This window comes from Curtobacterium sp. PhB78 (assembly GCF_003751685.1).
In the GTDB taxonomy this organism is placed as follows: domain Bacteria; phylum Actinomycetota; class Actinomycetes; order Actinomycetales; family Microbacteriaceae; genus Curtobacterium.
This window is the reverse complement of the sequence record NZ_RKIA01000003.1, coordinates 68,408-86,164: the sequence shown is the minus strand read 5'-3', so window position 1 is coordinate 86,164 and position 17,757 is coordinate 68,408. Positions and strand designations below refer to the sequence as shown.

Below are 17,757 nucleotides of genomic sequence, written 5' to 3'. Positions count from 1 at the left end.
GTGCCAAAAAAGCCCGCCTGTGGGCCGGATGAGCCCTCGAAAGAGGGGCCTCTGCGGTAGACTGGGAGGTGCAGTGCGCGGGCGTTCCGCGCGCAGGCAGGAGCACGCTCGACATGGCATCAGAATCTGAAGACGACCCGCAGAACCCGCTCGACGCGGAGACCCCGCAGAGCGAACCGTCCTACGGAGCAGACCAGATTCAGGTGCTCGAGGGGCTCGAGGCGGTCCGCAAGCGTCCCGGTATGTACATCGGTTCGACGGGGCCCCGCGGTCTGCACCACCTGGTCCAGGAGATCGTCGACAACTCCGTCGACGAAGCCCTCGCCGGGTACTGCGACACCATCGACGTCACCATCCGTGAAGACGGCGGTGTCCGCGTGGTCGACAACGGCCGGGGCATCCCGGTCGGCATCCACGCGGCCGAGGGCGTCTCGACCGTCCAGGTCGTCCTGACCGTCCTGCACGCCGGCGGCAAGTTCGGCGGCGGCGCGTACGCGGTGTCCGGTGGTCTGCACGGTGTCGGTTCCTCCGTCGTGAACGCGCTGAGCTCCGAGCTCGACGTCGAGGTCCGACAGCAGGGCCACGTCTGGCGCCAGAGCTACACCGACGGCGTCCCGGTCGCACCGCTCACCAAGGACGAACCGTCCGACGAGCACGGCACCACGATCACCTTCTGGCCGAACGCCGAGATCTTCGAGACCGTCGTCTTCGACTACGAGACCCTGCGCACCCGGTTCCAGCAGATGGCCTTCCTCAACAAGGGGCTGCGGATCAACCTGCGCGACGAGCGCACCCCGGAAGAAGGGGAAGAGGCGCGGAACGACTCCTTCATGTACGAGCGCGGTCTCGCCGACTACGTCGAGTACATCAACGCGCAGAAGAAGGCCGACCTCGTCCACCCGGACGTCATCGGCTTCGAGTCCGAGGACACCGAGCGCAAGATCGCGCTCGAGGTCGCGATGCAGTGGAACACCTCGTACCAGGAGAGCGTCCACACCTTCGCGAACACGATCAACACGCACGAGGGCGGCACCCACGAAGAGGGCTTCCGCGCGGCGCTGACGTACCTGGTGAACAAGTACGCGCGCGAGACGAAGATCATCAAGGAGAAGGACGACAACCTGACGGGTGACGACATCCGTGAAGGGTTGACGGCCGTCATCTCCGTGAAGCTCGGCGAACCGCAGTTCGAGGGCCAGACGAAGACGAAGCTCGGCAACACCGAGGCGAAGGGCTTCGTGCAGCGCGTCGTCGGCGCCGAGCTCACGCACTGGTTCGAAAGCAACCCGACCCAGGCCCGCGACGTCGTCCGCAAGGCGATCCAGGCGTCGCAGGCGCGGCTCGCCGCCCGCAAGGCCCGCGAGACCACGCGTCGCAAGGGGCTGCTCGAGTCGGGTGGCATGCCCGGCAAGCTGAAGGACTGCCAGTCGAAGGACCCGACCCTGTCGGAGATCTTCATGGTCGAGGGCGACTCCGCCGGCGGTTCCGCCGTGCAAGGCCGCAACCCGATGACCCAGGCGATCCTGCCCCTGCGCGGCAAGATCCTGAACGTCGAGAAGGCGCGGCTCGACCGCGCGCTCGCCAACCAGGAGATCCAGTCGATGATCACGGCGTTCGGCGCCGGCATCGGTGAGGACTTCGACCCGGACAAGGCCCGGTACCACAAGATCGTGCTGATGGCCGATGCCGACGTCGACGGCCAGCACATCACCACGCTGCTGCTGACCCTGCTGTTCCGCTACATGCGGCCGCTCATCGAGCGCGGTTACGTGTACCTCGCGCAGCCGCCGCTGTACCGCCTCAAGTGGTCGAACGCCGCACACGAGTACGTGTTCAGCGACCGGGAGCGCGACGCCCTGATGCAGTCGGGCATCGCCGCCGGCAAGCGGATCCCGAAGGACAACGGCATCCAGCGCTACAAGGGCCTCGGCGAGATGGACTACAAGGAGCTCTGGGACACCACGATGAACCCGGACACCCGCACGCTCCTGCAGGTCACGCTCGAGGACGCCGCCGCGGTGGACAGCACCTTCTCGACGCTGATGGGTGAAGACGTCGACGCACGTCGCCAGTTCATCCAGCAGAACGCCAAGGACGTCCGCTTCTTGGACATCTGAACAGACTCGACATCTCGACCCTGGCCTGGAGGCGCGGTGCCAGCCGCGTGCTCTGGTCCGGACCACTTGTGGTCGCGTCCACCGCGACGAACGTCACCACGGCCTCCCGGCCGTCAGAAAGGTAACGCAAGCCAATGGCTGACGACAACGAGAACGCCCCCGACGAGCAGCCCGAGATCGTCCACGGCGACAGCGGGGACATCGTCGTCTCCGGTGACCGCATCTCGCAGGTCGACCTGCAGCTCGAGATGCAGCGTTCCTACCTCGACTACGCGATGTCGGTAATCGTCGGCCGCGCGCTGCCCGAGGTCCGCGACGGCCTGAAGCCGGTGCACCGCCGCGTGATCTACGCGATGTTCGACGGCGGCTACCGTCCGGACCGCGCGTTCTCGAAGTGCTCCCGCGTCGTCGGTGACGTCATGGGGCAGTTCCACCCGCACGGTGACTCGGCGATCTACGACGCGCTGGTCCGTCTGGTGCAGCCGTGGTCGCTGCGTTACCCGCTCGCACTCGGCCAGGGCAACTTCGGCTCGCCGGGCAACGACGGCGCAGCAGCCCCGCGGTACACCGAGACCAAGATGGCGCCGCTCGCCATGGAGATGGTCCGGGACATCGACGAGGACACCGTCGACTTCCAGGACAACTACGACGGTCGGACCCAGGAGCCCGCGATCCTGCCGGCACGGTTCCCGAACCTGCTCGTCAACGGCTCGGTCGGCATCGCGGTCGGCATGGCGACGAACATCCCGCCGCACAACCTGCGCGAGGTGGCCGAGGGCGCGAAGTGGGCCCTCGACAACCCCGAGGCGACGCGCGAAGAGCTCCTCGCCGCGCTCATGCAGCGCATCAAGGGGCCGGACTTCCCGACCGGTGCGCAGATCCTGGGCACCAAGGGCATCCAGGACGCCTACCTCACCGGTCGTGGTTCGATCACGATGCGCGCCGTCGTCAACGTCGAGGAGATCCAGGGTCGCACCTGCCTCGTCGTCACCGAGCTGCCGTACCAGGTCAACCCGGACAACCTCGCGATCAAGATCGCCGACCTGGTCAAGGACGGCAAGCTCGCCGGCGTCGCGGACATCCGCGACGAGACCTCGGGTCGCACCGGCCAGCGCCTGGTGATCGTGCTCAAGCGCGACGCCGTGGCCAAGGTCGTGCTGAACAACCTGTACAAGCACACGCAGCTGCAGGAGAACTTCGGCGCGAACATGCTCGCGATCGTCGACGGTGTCCCGCGGACCCTGCCGCTCGACGGGTTCATCTCGGCGTGGGTCGCGCACCAGGTCGACGTCATCGTCCGCCGCACCCAGTTCCGCCTGCGCGAGGCCGAGAAGCGCGCGCACATCCTGCGCGGCTACCTCGCAGCGCTCGACGCTCTCGACGAGGTCATCGCGCTCATCCGTCGGTCGCCCGACGTCGAAGAGGCCCGCTCCGGCCTGATGGACCTGCTGTCCGTCGACGAGATCCAGGCGCGCGCGATCCTCGAACTCCAGCTCCGTCGACTGGCCGCCCTCGAGCGCCAGAAGATCCACGACGAGGCCGAAGAGCTCGAGCGCAAGATCGCCGACTTCCAGGACATCCTGGCGTCGGAGACCCGGCAGCGCACGATCATCCGCGACGAGCTCGAGGAGATCGTCGACCGCTTCGGCGACGACCGCCGCACCGAGATCATGCTCGGCTACGACGGCGACATGTCGATGGAAGACCTCATCCCCGAAGAGGAGATGGTCGTCACCATCACGCGTGGCGGGTACGTCAAGCGCACGCGCAGCGACCAGTACCGCTCGCAGCACCGCGGTGGCCGTGGTGTCCGTGGCGCCCAGCTCCGCGCGGACGACATCGTCGAGCACTTCTTCGTCACGACGACGCACCACTGGCTGCTGTTCCTCACCGACCAGGGCCGGGTCTACCGCGCCAAGGCGTACGAGCTGCAGGAAGCCGGCCGCGACGCCAAGGGCCAGCACGTGGCGAACCTGCTCGCGATGCAGCCGGACGAGCAGATCCAGCAGGTGCTCGACATCCGGGACTACGAGGTCGCGCAGTACCTCGTCCTCGCGACCGAGCACGGGCTGGTGAAGAAGACCGCGCTCACCGAGTACGACACCAACCGCACCGGTGGCATCATCGCGATCAACCTGCGCGACGGCGACAAGCTCCGACAGGCGCTGCTCGTCGACGAGCACGACGACCTGCTGCTCGTCTCACGACAGGGCATGTCGCTCCGCTTCACCGCGACGAACGACACCCTGCGGCCGATGGGTCGGTCGACCTCCGGCGTGAAGGGCATGTCCTTCCGCGACGGCGACTCGCTCCTGGCCGCACGCGTGGTGGCGGACGACGGTTTCGTCTGGGTGATGACCGAGGGCGGGTACGCCAAGCGCACCGCCGTCGACCAGTACCGCATCCAGGGACGCGGTGGTCTCGGCATCAAGGTGGCCAAGTTGGCGACCGACCGAGGCGACCTTGTGGGTGCTCTCATCGTCGGTGAGGACGACGAAGTGCTCGTCGTGCTGCAATCGGGCAAGGTGGTAAGGTCTGCCGTGGCCGAGGTCCCTGCCAAGGGTCGCGACACCATGGGTGTCGTCTTCGCCAGGTTCGCGGCGAACGACAAGATCATCGCAGTGGCCCAGAACACCGAGCGGAACCTGGTCGACCAGGACGACGCCGAGATCGAGCCAGCGGGCCCGGTGGAGACGGTCAGCCCTTCCGAAGCGGCCCCGGACTCCACTGGTCCCATCGACACCGAGCCCGTCGCGGACGAGGCCGGAGAGGACCAGTCAAGCAATGAGTAGTGTCGCCGAGAAGCTCCAGAAGAAGGCGAAGCGACCCGTCGGCACCCGCCAAGTGCGGCTGCGGCTGGTCTACGTCGACTTCTGGTCGATGGTGAAGCTCAGCTTCCTCATCGCCCTGGCCGGCAGCATCGTGATCGTGGTCGCCACGGCGCTGGTGTGGGTCATCCTCAACCAGACGGGCGTGTTCACGCAGGTGGACGCCTTGTTGAAGGACGTCACCGGTCAGAACAGTTACTCGATCATGGACCAGTTCTCACTGGGTCAGGTGCTCGGGTTCTCCATCGTCGTGGGCATCCTCAACGTGGTCGTCGGCACCGTGCTCGGCGCCATCGTGAGCGTGCTCTACAACCTCAGTGTTCGCATCACCGGCGGCTTGCTCGTCGGCTTCACGAACAACTGACACACCCGGGCCGGGTGAGCCGACCGCTCGATTTCGTTCTGCGAGATCCGTGGGGTAGGCTTTCATCCGGTCTGAGGGGCTATAGCTCAGGCGGTTAGAGCGCTTCGCTGATAACGAAGAGGTCCAAGGTTCAAGTCCTTGTAGCCCCACCAGTTCTTCGGAACACACGACAATTCCATCCCGTCGCCGATCACCTCGGTGGCACCCGGGGCCTTAGCTCAGTTGGTAGAGCGCCTGCTTTGCAAGCAGGATGTCGGGAGTTCGATTCTCCCAGGCTCCACTCCACTCCGGGATGACCCTGCTGCGGTCGTTCCTTCCTCCGCCGGATCGTTCCGCCGTGCTCGTCTCGTGCCTTCGGCACGGGCCGCTCCGCGATGGCCGTCTCCGTGCGACATCGTGCGTTCGTCGTCGTCGTCGTGCGTGCTCGGTCCGGGCAGGTGCCGGTGCACCGAGGTCTCGCGGCGCCGAGGTTCCGAAATCTCGGCATCTCGGGCGCGGCTGGGGACGTCCGTGGAACCTCGGCGGGTGGCGTGCGGCATGTCGTGGAACCTCGGCGTCGGCCGGCCGGCCAGTGGGCGCCTGGTCGCAGCCAGCACCCGGGAACGACGAAGGGCCCCGGCGGAGTGCCGGGGCCCTTCGTACGAACCGTGGAGGTCAGGCGGCAGGCTTCTCCGCCGTGTCAGCGTCGTCGGCAACCCACAGGTCGTCGTCGGCGCGGAGCGTCTGGTACGCGGCGTACGCAGCACCAGCAACGGCGACGACGCCGACGATGATGAGTGCGACACCACCGAAGCCGATGCCCTTCTTCTGCTGTGACGGCACGTACTTCACAGCAGCCTTCTTGGCCTTCTTGCCCTTCTTCTGGGCGTTCTTCACGATCTTCTTGACCCGGGGGTCCTTCGCGAGGTCGGTCACACTCAGCACGGAGCCAGCGGTCGACACCAGTCCGGGGATGACCTCGGACTGGAACTTGTGCGAAGCGTTCTGTGCTGCGGACGTCGCAGCGTGGACCCCGGTCGCGACCGCGGGACGGATCCCGTTGTCGATCGCGTTCTGCACACGAGGGGCGATGTCCTTGCGGGCTGCGTCGGCTGCGTTCGACCGGGCTTCCGCCAGGATCGCGTTCGCGTGCTCGAGGACCTTGCGCTGCTCTCCGAGGAGCGAGGCGGTCTGGCCCTTGAGCTTCTTGATCTGCTTCCGACGCTTGCGCGGGATCTCGATCGTCGTCATCTGGTACCTCCATCGGATCGGCGTGACCCCATCCTGCCACCAGAGTCCCTGACAGGTCACGGAGCCTCACCTGTGGGTCCGGTCCGTACGCAGCCGGTACATGCGAGAATCGGAACATGTCTCTGCACACCGCTGTCGCAACGATCCACACCAACAAGGGCGACATCCGCGTCAACCTGTTCGGCAACCACGCACCGAAGACCGTCAAGAACTTCGTCGACCTCGCCACGGGCAAGCAGGAGTGGACCCACCCGGGTACGGGCAAGGTCTCCACCGACAAGCTCTACGACGGCGTCGTCTTCCACCGCATCATCAAGGACTTCATGATCCAGGGCGGCGACCCGCTCGGCCAGGGCATCGGCGGCCCGGGCTACCGCTTCGACGACGAGATCTCCCCCGAGCTCACGTTCCAGAACCCCTACATCTTCGCCATGGCCAACGCCGGCATCCAGGGCGGCCGTGGCACCAACGGCTCGCAGTTCTTCATCACCACGGTGGCGACGCCGTGGCTGCAGGGCAAGCACACCATCTTCGGTGAGGTCGCCGACGACGAGTCGCGTGCCGTGGTCGACGCCATCGAGGGTGTCCCCACCGACGGCCGTGACAAGCCCGTCGAGGACGTGGTCATCCAGAGCATCGACGTCGAAGGCGTCTGATCCTCACGTGACCGACCAGGCGTACAACCCGAACAACACCTGCTACCGGCATCCGGACCGGCAGAGCTTCGTGCTCTGCCAGCGCTGTGGGCGGACGATCTGCCCGGAGTGCCAGACGCCGGCGGCAGTCGGGGTGCACTGCCCGGAGTGCGTGCGTGAACAGCGCGCACAGTTCGCAGCGAACCGTCGCGCGTCCGGAGCCCCCAGTGGGCTGACGGTCGCGCGACGGCGTTTCGCGATGCTCGACCAGAAGGCGACGGTCGTCATCGTGGCGATCACGGTCGCCATCTGGCTGCTGGACCAGGTCAGTGGTGGCTTCTTCACCAGCCTGCTCGCCTACAACTCGCTGCTGCTGCCCACGCAACCGTGGCGAGTCGTGACCGTGCTCTTCGTCCACTCGGGCATCCTCCACATCGTGTTCAACATGTGGGCACTGTGGATCTTCGGCCGGATGCTCGAGAACATGCTCGGTGCCTGGCGATTCGTCGCGCTGTACTTCATCACGGGGATCTTCGGTTCGATGCTCGTCACGTTCCTCGCTCCCGGTACCTGGGTGGTCGGGGCGTCCGGTGCGATCTTCGGTCTCTTCGCGGCGTTCTTCGTGCTGCAGCGGAGCCTCGGGCAGAACGCAGTGCAGCTCCTCGTGATCATGGGCCTCAACCTGGTCGTCGGGTTCCTCCCGGGGACGAACATCTCGTGGCAGGCGCACGTCGGTGGCATCATCGGCGGCTTCCTGGTGGGTTTCGTGTTCGCCAAGACCCGGAACATCCGGCAGCGGCCGCTGCAGATCGGCCTGCTCGTCGCCACCGCGTTGGTGGGCATCGTCCTCACCGCTGTCGGGTACGCGGTCACCATCGGCTGACCCGACCCGGACACACGTCCACCGAACGCCCCGTCGCATCAGCGGCGGGGCGTTCGTCGTTCCGAGACATCCCTGCGCCCATCCCGTCGAGCGGTCAGTCTCCCGCGGAAGCGACAGTCTGCCGCCGACCTTTCGGCGACGTCTGACGCTTTCGCAGACAGGACGGCGCAGCCAGCCGCACGTTCGTGGCTTCCGCGACCGAACGGCGGACGGGAGCCACGGTGCCAAGCCGCCACGGGCCTCCGGTCCACCGTCCACAAGGCGTCCGCAGAGTTATCCACAGGTGTGGAGAAACCGGTGAGTTACACGCGTGTGATTATCCCCATTGTGGACTCAGCTGTGGATAACTCCGGGGTCGGGGTGTGGATGACGATGTGGAGAGTGTGGAGAAGTGTGGAGAACCACCCGGATCCTCGATGATCTGGGGACCAGGGGCAGCAAGTCCTGTGGAGAACGACAACGCCCGCCGCACCAAGTGGTGCGACGGGCGTCGGAGTGTCTCGAAGCTGCGGATCAGCGCCAGCGGGTGGTCATGAGGAAGCCGATGAACATGATGCCGAAGCCGACCAGGATGTTCCACGAGCCGAGGCTCGGCACCGGCAGGGTCGCGTTCGAGATGTAGAAGACGATCACCCAGACGAGGCCGATGAGCATGAAGCCGAACATGACCGGCTTGAACCACACCGGGTTCGGGGCGTCCCCCGCGGTGTCGACCGAGTCGGCTCGGGTCCTCCGGGCGGGCTTGGTGCGGTCCTTGTCACTGGCCATGGCCGGTATCCTACCGTGACCACGTGTGTGGATTGGCCCGCAGACCGCTGCACACATCCCCCACGAGTACGGTGAACCGCCATGACCAGGATCCTCGTCGTCGACAACTACGACAGCTTCGTCTACACGCTGAACGGGTACGTCCAGCAGCTCGGAGCCGAGACGGACGTGGTGCGCAACGACGCCTTCCCCGAGTCGGAGATCGCGGACCGCATCGCCGACTACGACGGCATCCTGCTCTCGCCCGGCCCGGGGACCCCGGCCGACGCCGGTGTCTCGATCCCCACGGTGCACGCGGCGATCGCGTCCGGCACCCCGCTGCTCGGGGTCTGCCTCGGTCACCAGGCGATCGCAGAAGCCCTCGGCGCCACGGTCACGCACGCCGACGAACTCATGCACGGCAAGACCTCGCAGGTCGACCACGACGACAGCACGCTCTTCGCGGGCGTTCCGCACCCGTTCACGGCGACGCGGTACCACTCCCTCGCGATCGTCGACGGCACGGTGCCCGACGAACTCACCGTCACGGCCCGGACCGGCGGCGGCGTCATCATGGGTGTCCAGCACCGCGACCACCTGCTGTACGGGGTGCAGTTCCACCCCGAGTCGGTCCTGACCGAGGGTGGCTACCGGATGGTCGGCAACTGGCTCGAGACCACCGGTCTCTCCGGGGCCGCCGAGCGCGCCGACGGCCTCGGCCCGCTCATCGCGACGCACCGCGGCTGACTCGTCAGAGCGCACTCGACGGCGTCGTGCCTCGACGCGCATGGAGCAGTGGACGCGACGACCTGACGGGCCCGCGGACGCGTGGCGGGGGTGCGCCGGGCCTCCTGGCCGTCAGCGTGCCGACGGGAGGCCCGTCACCGGTCCGTCAGGCCACACGAGTGTGCGTGTGGTCGGCGCGACGGCCGCGGTGGCGTCGTTCCTGATCGGGACGGTCAGCGACCGTCGCCGTTGTCGCCGCCGGTGTCCCCGTTGTCTCCACCGGTGTCCCCGTTGTCGCCCTTGTCGTTCCCGTTGTCGGACGACGGGGCGTGGGTCGGCTGGCTCGACGCGGCGCAGTAGGTCAGGGCGACGGCACTGCCCTGGGCGACATCGCCCTGCGGGGTGTCCTGCTGTGTCACGAGGCCACCCGTGCACGAGTACGACGGCGACGGCGTGACGGTGAGGCCGAGCTGCTCGAGCGACGCCTTCGCCTCGGAGAACTGCTGGTTGGTGACGTTCGGCAGCTGCACCTTGCCGTTGGACACCGTGAGGTTGATCACGATGCCCTTGGTGTGGAGCGAACCGGACTCGGGGTCGGAACTCATCACGGTGCCCTCTGGCACTTCGGACGAGTAGTCGGAACTGATCGCGCCGACGCGGAAGCCGGCATCGTCCAGTGCCTGCTGTGCCGCTGCCTGGGACTGCCCGTTCAGCTCGGGGACCGGGACCCGCTCGGGGCCGAGGGAGACGACCACGTTGACGCTGGACTTCCGGCCCACGTTGATGCCGGAGCCCGGGTCGGTGCGGATGACCGTCCCCTTGTCGACCGAGTCGGAGTTCTCCTCGACCTTGACTGCCGTCAGGTCCTTCTTCTCGAGCGCGGTGGACGCGGCGCTGAAGGTCGACCCGGTGACGTTCGGCACGCTCACGGACGACGACACCGGCGGTTTGCCCGGCTGCAGGTTCGCGACGAAGAACACGACCCCGACGATGACCGCGACCGTCAGCAGGATGCCGACCCAGATCCACGCCACCGGCGGACGGTTCTGCGTGCGCTGCGGGCGGTGCTCCGCGGTGTCGTCGTCGAGCTCGCGGAACGCCGCGGCGGGGTTCGACGTGGTGCGCGGGTCGACCCCGAACAGCACCGTCGAGGCGTCGTTCGCCGCGTTCTGCTGGATCTTCTTGGTGGATGCCGGAACTCGGCCCGCAGCGGCCTGCTGCAGGTCTGAGCGGAACTCGGCGGCGTTCTGGAAGCGGCGCGTGCGGTCCTTGACCAGGGCGTGCAGGGTCACGGCATCGAGTGCCGGGGACACCTCTGGTGTGATCGACGACGGGGCGACGGGCTGCTCGCTGACGTGCTGGTAGGCCACCGCCACCGGGGTGTCACCGAGGAAGGGCGCACGGCCGGTGAGCAGCTCGAACAGCACGACACCGGTGGAGTAGATGTCCGTACGGGCGTCGACGGTCTCGCCACGGGCCTGCTCCGGCGAGAAGTACGACGCAGTGCCGAGGATCGACGTGGTCTGCGCGACCGTGGCGGAGGTGTCGGTGATGGCTCGGGCGATGCCGAAGTCCATGACCTTGACCTGGCCGCTGTGCGTGACCATGACGTTGGCGGGCTTGATGTCGCGGTGCACGACGCCGGCGCGGTGGGAGTACTCGAGCGCGGTGAGGATGCCCTCGGTGATGCGGACGGCCTCGGCCGGAGCGACGGCGCCCTCGGCGATGATGTCGGAGAGCGGGCGGCCCTCGACGTACTCCATCACGATGAAGGGGACCTGCACCTCGGCGCCCGAGGTCTCGGTCACGGTCTCTTCGCCGGCGTCGTACACGCGGACGACCGTGGGGTGCGCCATGCGAGCAGCGGCCTGGGCTTCCTGCCGGAACCGGGTGCGGAACGCCGGGTCGTTGGCCAGGCTCGGCTTCAGGAGCTTCACCGCGACCTTGCGACCGAGACGGGTGTCGTTGCCGAGGTGCACGGTTGCCATGCCGCCTCGGCCGATGACATCACCGATCTCGTAACGGTTGGCGAGGAGGGTGATCCCCGCGGTCACACCTTCTGGCACGTACTCCTCCGTCTGTCCGTCCGGGCTAGTGTACGGCAGCACCACCTGGTGAGACGCTGGTCAGGGAGGGGTCGACCGAACCGTTACCGAACGGTGTCGACAGTCCCCGTCCGGGGGTCGTTCAGCCGTTGTCCTGCGGGCCGCCCTGGCTCGGGTTCGTTCCTTCGCTCGGGTCAGTGCCGTCAACCGGCGTGGTCTCTTCGTCGGTGGGCTCGGTCCAGGTGACCTGCGCCCCGGGCGACGAGTCGGAGACGACCGCGGTGCCGGACTGCGGCGACTTGCACGTCACCTTGTACGACAGGGTCACCGTGCCGGACTGCGCGGCCGCGACGGTGACCGCCGTGCCGGAGGTCGAGCCCGAGCTGCTGCCGTTCGACGGAACCGTGCCGTTGTCGATCGTGTACGTGTAGCTCACGTCGGAGTACCCGGCGGGGCACTGGTCGTAGGACGGCCAGCTGAACGTGACGCGGCCGGAGTCGCTCACGGATCCACCGGTCGCACGCTCGGGTGCCTCGGCGGTCAGCACGTCGCCGAACGCCTTGATCGTCACCGTCGTACCCTGCTCGAGGCTGCCCTCGGGGCTGAGCGACTCGACGGTGCCGACCTGGTCGGAGGACGTCGCGTTCGAACCGGCGACGACCTCGGCGACCAGGCCCCGACCGCGGAGCTGGTTCGCGACCTGCTCGGCGTTCTGGCCCGTGTAGTCGGCTGCCGACACCGTCACGCGGGTGTCGACCGGCGTCTGGGACGGGGTTTCGGACGGTGTCGTCGTCGGACGCGGGGTCCTCGACGCGGAGTTCGAGGGGGTCGGGTCCGGGTCGGCCGCACCGTTCAGCGCGAACGCTCCGACGACACCGGCGATCGCGAGTACCACGACGATGCCGACGACCCACCAGATCCAGGCGCGCTTCTTCTTCGGTTCCTCGGGCTCGTCCGTCGCCGGGGAGCGCGGTCCGACGGGTCCACCGGCGGCCGCACCGGACTGGGTGCCGAGCAGCGCGGTGGCAGCGTCGTTGCCCTGACCCTGCGGCGGGTTGAACGCGACGGTGCCGCCCTGCGCGATGGCGGGGACAGCGACGGTGGCCGCTGCGACGTCACCGCGACGGAGTGCCTGTGCGGCGCGCGCCAGGTTGGCGGCGGTGGCGGGACGATCGGCGGGCTTCTTCGCGATGCACGAGATCACGAGGGCGGCGACGGGCTCGGGGATGTCCCCGGGCAACGCCGGCGGCTGCTCGTTGATGTGCGCCATCGCGATCGCGACCTGCGACTCGCCCGTGAAGGGACGACGACCCGCCAGGGCTTCGTACGCGACGATCCCGAGCGAGTAGATGTCGGTCGACGGCGACGCCGGGTGCCCGCTCGCCTGCTCGGGCGAGAGGTACTGCACGGTGCCCATGACCTGGCCGGTCGCGGTGAGCGGGACCTGGTCGGCGATGCGTGCGATGCCGAAGTCGGTGATCTTGACGCGGCCGTCCGGCGTGATGAGCAGGTTGCCGGGCTTGATGTCGCGGTGCACGAGACCGACCGCGTGCGCGGCCTGCAGGGCGTTCGCGGTCTGCGCGACGATGTCCAGGACCTTGTCGACCGGCAGCGTGTGCTCGCGCTCGATCATGGTCGAGAGCGCTTCGCCGGGGACGAGCTCCATCACGAGGTAGGCGCTGCCGTCCTCTTCGCCGTAGTCGAAGACGTTGGCGATGCCCTCGTGGTTGACGAGCGCAGCGTGGCGGGCCTCGGCGCGGAAGCGCTCGAGGAACCCGGGGTCGCCGAGGTACTCGTCCTTGAGGATCTTGAGTGCGACGGTTCGGCCGATGACGAGGTCGGTGGCCTGCCACACCTCTCCCATGCCGCCGATGGCGACCCGGGACGAGAGCTGGTACCGCCCACCGAAGGTGAGTCCGCTGGTGGGTCTCATTTGTTCAGCACCGCCTCCATGACTTTCTTCGCGACCGGGGCCGCGACTGTGTTGCCGACTCCCGACTGGCCGAGCCCGCCGCCGTCTCCGACGACGACCGCCACGGCGACCTCCGGGTCCTTCGCGGGCGCGAACCCGGTGAACCAGAGGGTGTAGGGATCGCCTGTTCCGCCCTCGGCCGTGCCCGTCTTCCCTGCGACGTCGACACCGTCGATCTTGGCATTCGTTCCGGTCCCGGCGTTCACGACGCTCTGCATGGCCTCGGTGAGGTCAGCGGACTCGGAGGAGGACAGCGGATCACTGTACTGCCTCGGGGAGAAGGACTCGACCGTCTTCAGGTCGCTCGTGGTGATCGAGTCGACGAGCGAGGGCTGCATGACCTTGCCGCCGTTCGCGATGCCGGCCGACACCATGGCCATCTGCAGCGGGGACACCCGGACGCTCGCCTGGCCGAACGCGCTGAGCATGAGCTGCGCGGTGGAGTCGACCTCGGGGTACTGGCTGGCGGTCGCGGACATCGGGACCTCGATGGCGTCACCGAAGCCGTACTTGTCGGCCATGCTCTTGATCGCGTCGTACCCGAGCTTCTGTCCGAGCTCGGCGAACGGGATGTTGCACGAGTACTGGATGGCCGTGCGGAGCTTGACCTTGTCGCCGCCGCCGCACGTGCCACCCTCGGCGTTGTTGATGTACGAGCTCGTGCCGGGGAGCTGTAGGCGCGACGGGTTCGGGAACGTCGAGTCGAGGTTGTACTTGCCGCCCTCGAGCGCCGCCGATGCCACGACGAGCTTGAAGACGGACCCGGGCGTGTACAGGTCGCCGCCGATCGCGCGGTTCTGCAGCGGGGACGACGAGGCGCCGAGCAGGGCGTCGTACTGCTCCTTGACCTTCGCGGTGTCGTGCGAGGTGAGGGTGTTCGGGTCGTAGCTCGGCTTCGAGACCATCGCGAGGATCTTGCCGGTCTTCGGCTGAATGGCCACGACGGCGCCGCTGTTCGTGCCGAGGGCGTCGTACGCGGCCTGCTGCACGGCGGGGTCGATCGTCAGGTTGACGTTGTCGCCCTGGACGTCCTGGCCGGTGAGGATCGAGTTGAGGTTCTGGAAGAACGAGGCGTCGGAGTTGCCGGAGAGCACGGTGTTCTCCGCGCTCTCGATGCCGGTGTTGCCCTGGCCGATCGTGAAGTACCCGGTGACCGCCGAGTACAGGTCGCCGTTCGTGTACTTGCGCTGGTACTCGTACTGGTCGTCCACGGGGGTCGACTCGGCGATCGGGCTGCCGTCGACGAGGATCGCACCGCGCTTGGTCGAGTAACTGTCCAAGATGGTGCGGGAGTTGCGGGAGTCGGCGCGGAGCGTGTCCGCCGAGAAGAACTGGATCGAGGTCGTCGACACGAAGAGTGCGACGAACATGAGCACGATGACGGTCGAGACACCGCGGAGCTGTCGGTTCATCGACGACGCTCCTTCCTGGTCGCGCGCGCGGACCGCCCGCTCGCGGCGGGGATCGCACCCTGCTGGACGCGTTGTTCGGCTGGGATGGAATCGGTGAGTCGCAGCAGCATCGCGGCGATGATCCAGTTGGCGATGAGCGAGGAACCACCCGCAGCCATGAACGGCGTGGTCAGGCCGGTCACCGGGATCACGCGGGTGATGCCACCGACGACGACGAACACCTGCAGGGCGATCACGAAGCCGAAGCCGACGCCGAGCAGCTTGCCGAAGTCGTCCTGCGCCATGAACCCGACGCGGATGCCGCGCGAGGCCAGCACGATGAAGAGCGCCAGGATCGCGAAGACGCCGATCAGGCCGAGCTCCTCGCCGAGCGAGGCGATGATGTAGTCCGCGTTGGCGACGGGCGTGATGTATGGGCGCCCCTGGCCGAGGCCGGTGCCGGTGATGCCGCCGTTCGCGAAGCCGAACAGTCCCTGCACCAGCTGGTAGCTCGCCTGGGTGTCGCGGCTGAAGACCTCTTGGTTGAACGGGTCGAGCCACTGCTCGAACCGGCCGTGCACGTACTCGAGGACGCTCTGCGCGACGAGGGCGCCGCCGACGAACAGCACGAGGCCGATGGCCACCCAGCTGATGCGCGCGGTCGCGACGTAGATCATCACGAGGAACAGGCCGAAGTACAGCAGCGCCGTGCCGAGGTCGCGCTGGAAGACGAGGACCGCCATCGCGGCGCCCCACATCACCAGGATCGGGCCGAGGTCGCGGGCACGCGGGAACGTCATGCCGAGGAATCTCTTGCCGACGATCGACAGCGAGTCGCGCGCGGTGACGAGGTACCCGGCGAAGAAGAGCGCCATGGTGATCTTCGCGAGTTCGCCCGGCTGGAACGAGAACGGTCCGACGCGGATCCAGACCCGTGCTCCGCCGGGTGCGTAGCCGATGCCGGGGAGCATCGGCAGCAGGAGCAGCGCGATCGTCAGGAACATGAAGATGTAGCGGTAGCGCTGCAGGAACCGGTGGTTCCGGACGACCAGCAGCGTGATGATCGCCAGGACCATCGCGAGCATCGTCCAGACGATCTGCTTCACACCGATGGCGTCCCAGCCGGTCAGGCCGTTGTGGACGTCGATGCGGTAGATCTCCGCGATGCCGATGCCGTTCAGGACGAGTGCGATCGGCAGGACGAACGGGTCGGCGTTCTTGGCGACGACCCGCAGCACGACGTGCATCACGAGCCCCAGCCCGAGGATGCCCCCGCCGACCCACAGCACCGAGGTGTCGAACAGTCGCCCCTTGGTGCCGAGCTGCACGAGCACCATCGCGCCGGCGCAGATGCCGCAGGCGATGACGAGCAGCACGAGCTCGAGGTTCCGAGCACGTGCGGGTTCACGGAGCTTGATCGTGATCGCCTGCGTGAACGACTGGGCGGTGGCGTTGCTCATCGCGAGCCCCGGGTCGGGGACGGGGAGGGCGTCGACGACCGGGTCGGTGACGGCGAGGGTGACGAGGTGGATCCGCCGTCACCGCCGGTACCGGCTTGGTCCTGCCCGGTCTCGGCGGCCTTCCGCAGTCGGTCGACGATGTCCCGCGCGTCGTCGAGCGACTGCGCGTTGATCGTCGAGCGGACGTTCTCGCGGGTGTAGTCCGGCAGCATCGACACGGTGATGTCGGTGTCCTCGTAGACGTCCGACAGCGCCAGTGGTCCGATCGACTGCTGGACGCCCTTGTAGATGGCGACCGTGCCGCGGTCGGTGCCGACGTAGTAGTGGTCCTGGGTGATCCGCCAGCCGAGGAACACGGCCCCGACCAGGGCAGCGACCGCCACCACGAGCGCGACCGTCCACGAGACCCGACGTCGGATGCGGCGTCGGCGGTCCTCGGCGATGAGCTCCGCGAAGAACTGGTCGGACTCGGGCTCGAAGTGCGAGTCCTCGGGGGCGGTGGTGACCTTGAGCGGGTGCAGCAGGATCGTGGGGAGGCGGATCGGCTTGCGACCGGTCGAGGCCTCGAAGGTCAGGGGAGCAGCCGCGGACCCGACGGTGGTGGCCGCGTCGTCGTCGTCGTCGACCTCGTCCGCGGTGACGTCCATGACGACGACGGTGACGTTGTCGGGGGCGCCGTGGTCGAGGGTCTCCTTGACCAGGCGCTGCGTGACCTGGTTGGCGTCCATGTTCGACGCCAGGGCGTGCCGGATGCGCTCTTCGGCCAGGTACGACGACAGGCCATCGGAGCACAGCAGCCAGCGGTCGCCCGGCTGGATGTCCATGATCGCGGTGTCGACCTCGGGTGCGGCATCGACGTCGCCGAGCACCCGCATGAGCACCGAGCGACGGGGGTGGACCGCGGCTTCCTCCGGGGTGATCCGGCCGCTGTCGACCAGGCGCTGCACGAAGGTGTGGTCCGACGTGATCTGCTGCAGCTCGCCGTCGCGGTGGCGGTAGATGCGCGAGTCACCGATGTGCGCGATCGCGATCTGCTCGCCGACCCGGATCATCGCGGACACCGTGGTGCCCATGCCGGTGAGTTCCTGGTGCTCGAAGACCGTCTCGGTGATGAGCTGGTTCGCGGCGATCAGGGCCGACTGCAGCGCGAACTCGGCGTCGTGGGCCGAGGGGAACTCGCGGTCCACCTCCCTGATGCGCCGGATCGCGATCGCCGAGGCGACGTCGCCGCCGGCGTGCCCACCCATGCCGTCCGCGACCGCGAACAGGTGCGCCCCGGCGTAGCCGGAGTCCTGGTTGTTCGCGCGGATGCGGCCCACGTGGGACACAGCGGCGCTCAACGTGCGAGCGGTCATGCCG

The 17,757-nt window shown here is 67.7% G+C and carries 13 protein-coding genes and 2 tRNA genes; 8 read left to right on the top strand and 7 right to left on the bottom strand.

The features are described from left to right. Positions 1-113 precede the first annotated feature (113 nt). The 5 genes from gyrB to EDF53_RS07195 all read left to right on the top strand — a co-directional run bounded on the left by gyrB (position 114) and on the right by EDF53_RS07195 (position 5,589). Positions 114-2,117, top strand: coding sequence for a DNA topoisomerase (ATP-hydrolyzing) subunit B (gene gyrB / locus EDF53_RS07215; RefSeq protein WP_123292937.1), 2,004 nt, complete (start codon positions 114-116; stop codon positions 2,115-2,117). Positions 2,118-2,251: 134 nt separating this feature from the next. Next, the gene (gene gyrA / locus EDF53_RS07210; protein ID WP_260215236.1) at positions 2,252-4,909 is read left to right on the top strand and encodes a DNA gyrase subunit A; all 2,658 of its coding nucleotides are present in this window, start codon (positions 2,252-2,254) and stop codon (positions 4,907-4,909) included. Further along, positions 4,902-5,309 carry a DUF3566 domain-containing protein gene (locus tag EDF53_RS07205; protein WP_027466922.1) on the top strand — a complete coding sequence of 136 codons (408 nt, stop codon included), beginning with the start codon at positions 4,902-4,904 and terminating at the stop codon, positions 5,307-5,309. Before gyrA ends, EDF53_RS07205 begins: the two co-directional genes overlap by 8 nt. 75 nt (positions 5,310-5,384) lie before the next feature. Beyond that, positions 5,385-5,461, top strand: a tRNA-Ile gene (locus tag EDF53_RS07200). A gap of 55 nt (positions 5,462-5,516) precedes the next feature. Next, positions 5,517-5,589, top strand: a tRNA-Ala gene (locus EDF53_RS07195). Positions 5,590-5,963: 374 nt separating this feature from the next. On the opposite strand, the gene EDF53_RS07190 is transcribed toward EDF53_RS07195, so the two are convergent. After that, positions 5,964-6,539: a hypothetical protein gene (locus tag EDF53_RS07190; protein WP_111083687.1), complete on the bottom strand. Its 576-nt coding sequence runs from the start codon at positions 6,537-6,539 to the stop codon at positions 5,964-5,966. 116 nt (positions 6,540-6,655) lie between these two features. On the opposite strand from EDF53_RS07190, the gene EDF53_RS07185 reads away from it, so the two are divergent. Together EDF53_RS07185 and EDF53_RS07180 are read left to right on the top strand one after the other, a co-directional pair. Next, positions 6,656-7,195 carry a peptidylprolyl isomerase gene (locus EDF53_RS07185; RefSeq protein WP_111083688.1) on the top strand — a complete coding sequence of 180 codons (540 nt, stop codon included), beginning with the start codon at positions 6,656-6,658 and terminating at the stop codon, positions 7,193-7,195. 7 nt (positions 7,196-7,202) lie between these two features. Beyond that, positions 7,203-8,057 (top strand): rhomboid family intramembrane serine protease, encoded by an 855-nt coding sequence (locus EDF53_RS07180; RefSeq protein WP_123292936.1) that lies wholly within the window; start codon positions 7,203-7,205, stop codon positions 8,055-8,057. Between the two features lie 513 nt (positions 8,058-8,570). On the opposite strand, the gene EDF53_RS07175 is transcribed toward EDF53_RS07180, so the two are convergent. Beyond that, the gene (locus EDF53_RS07175) at positions 8,571-8,825 is read right to left on the bottom strand and encodes a cell division protein CrgA (protein ID WP_123292935.1); all 255 of its coding nucleotides are present in this window, start codon (positions 8,823-8,825) and stop codon (positions 8,571-8,573) included. Positions 8,826-8,906: 81 nt separating this feature from the next. Between EDF53_RS07175 and EDF53_RS07170 the strand changes: the two genes are divergently transcribed. After that, positions 8,907-9,551 carry an aminodeoxychorismate/anthranilate synthase component II gene (locus EDF53_RS07170; protein WP_123292934.1) on the top strand — a complete coding sequence of 215 codons (645 nt, stop codon included), beginning with the start codon at positions 8,907-8,909 and terminating at the stop codon, positions 9,549-9,551. A gap of 212 nt (positions 9,552-9,763) precedes the next feature. On the opposite strand, the gene pknB is transcribed toward EDF53_RS07170, so the two are convergent. From pknB to EDF53_RS07145, 5 genes are all read right to left on the bottom strand, one after another. Further along, complete coding sequence (pknB, locus tag EDF53_RS07165) at positions 9,764-11,584, bottom strand: Stk1 family PASTA domain-containing Ser/Thr kinase (RefSeq protein ID WP_123292933.1); 1,821 nt, start codon at positions 11,582-11,584, stop codon at positions 9,764-9,766. Positions 11,585-11,717: 133 nt separating this feature from the next. Further along, the gene (locus EDF53_RS07160; RefSeq protein WP_123292932.1) at positions 11,718-13,508 is read right to left on the bottom strand and encodes a serine/threonine-protein kinase; all 1,791 of its coding nucleotides are present in this window, start codon (positions 13,506-13,508) and stop codon (positions 11,718-11,720) included. Continuing rightward, the gene (locus EDF53_RS07155; protein ID WP_111083694.1) at positions 13,505-14,959 is read right to left on the bottom strand and encodes a penicillin-binding protein 2; all 1,455 of its coding nucleotides are present in this window, start codon (positions 14,957-14,959) and stop codon (positions 13,505-13,507) included. The genes EDF53_RS07160 and EDF53_RS07155 overlap by 4 nt, the downstream gene beginning before the upstream one ends. Further along, complete coding sequence (locus tag EDF53_RS07150) at positions 14,956-16,398, bottom strand: FtsW/RodA/SpoVE family cell cycle protein (RefSeq protein WP_123292931.1); 1,443 nt, start codon at positions 16,396-16,398, stop codon at positions 14,956-14,958. The genes EDF53_RS07155 and EDF53_RS07150 overlap by 4 nt, the downstream gene beginning before the upstream one ends. Continuing rightward, entirely contained in the window at positions 16,395-17,753 is a 1,359-nt protein-coding gene (locus EDF53_RS07145) for a Stp1/IreP family PP2C-type Ser/Thr phosphatase (protein ID WP_111083696.1), read from the bottom strand. The genes EDF53_RS07150 and EDF53_RS07145 overlap by 4 nt, the downstream gene beginning before the upstream one ends. Positions 17,754-17,757 lie beyond the last annotated feature (4 nt).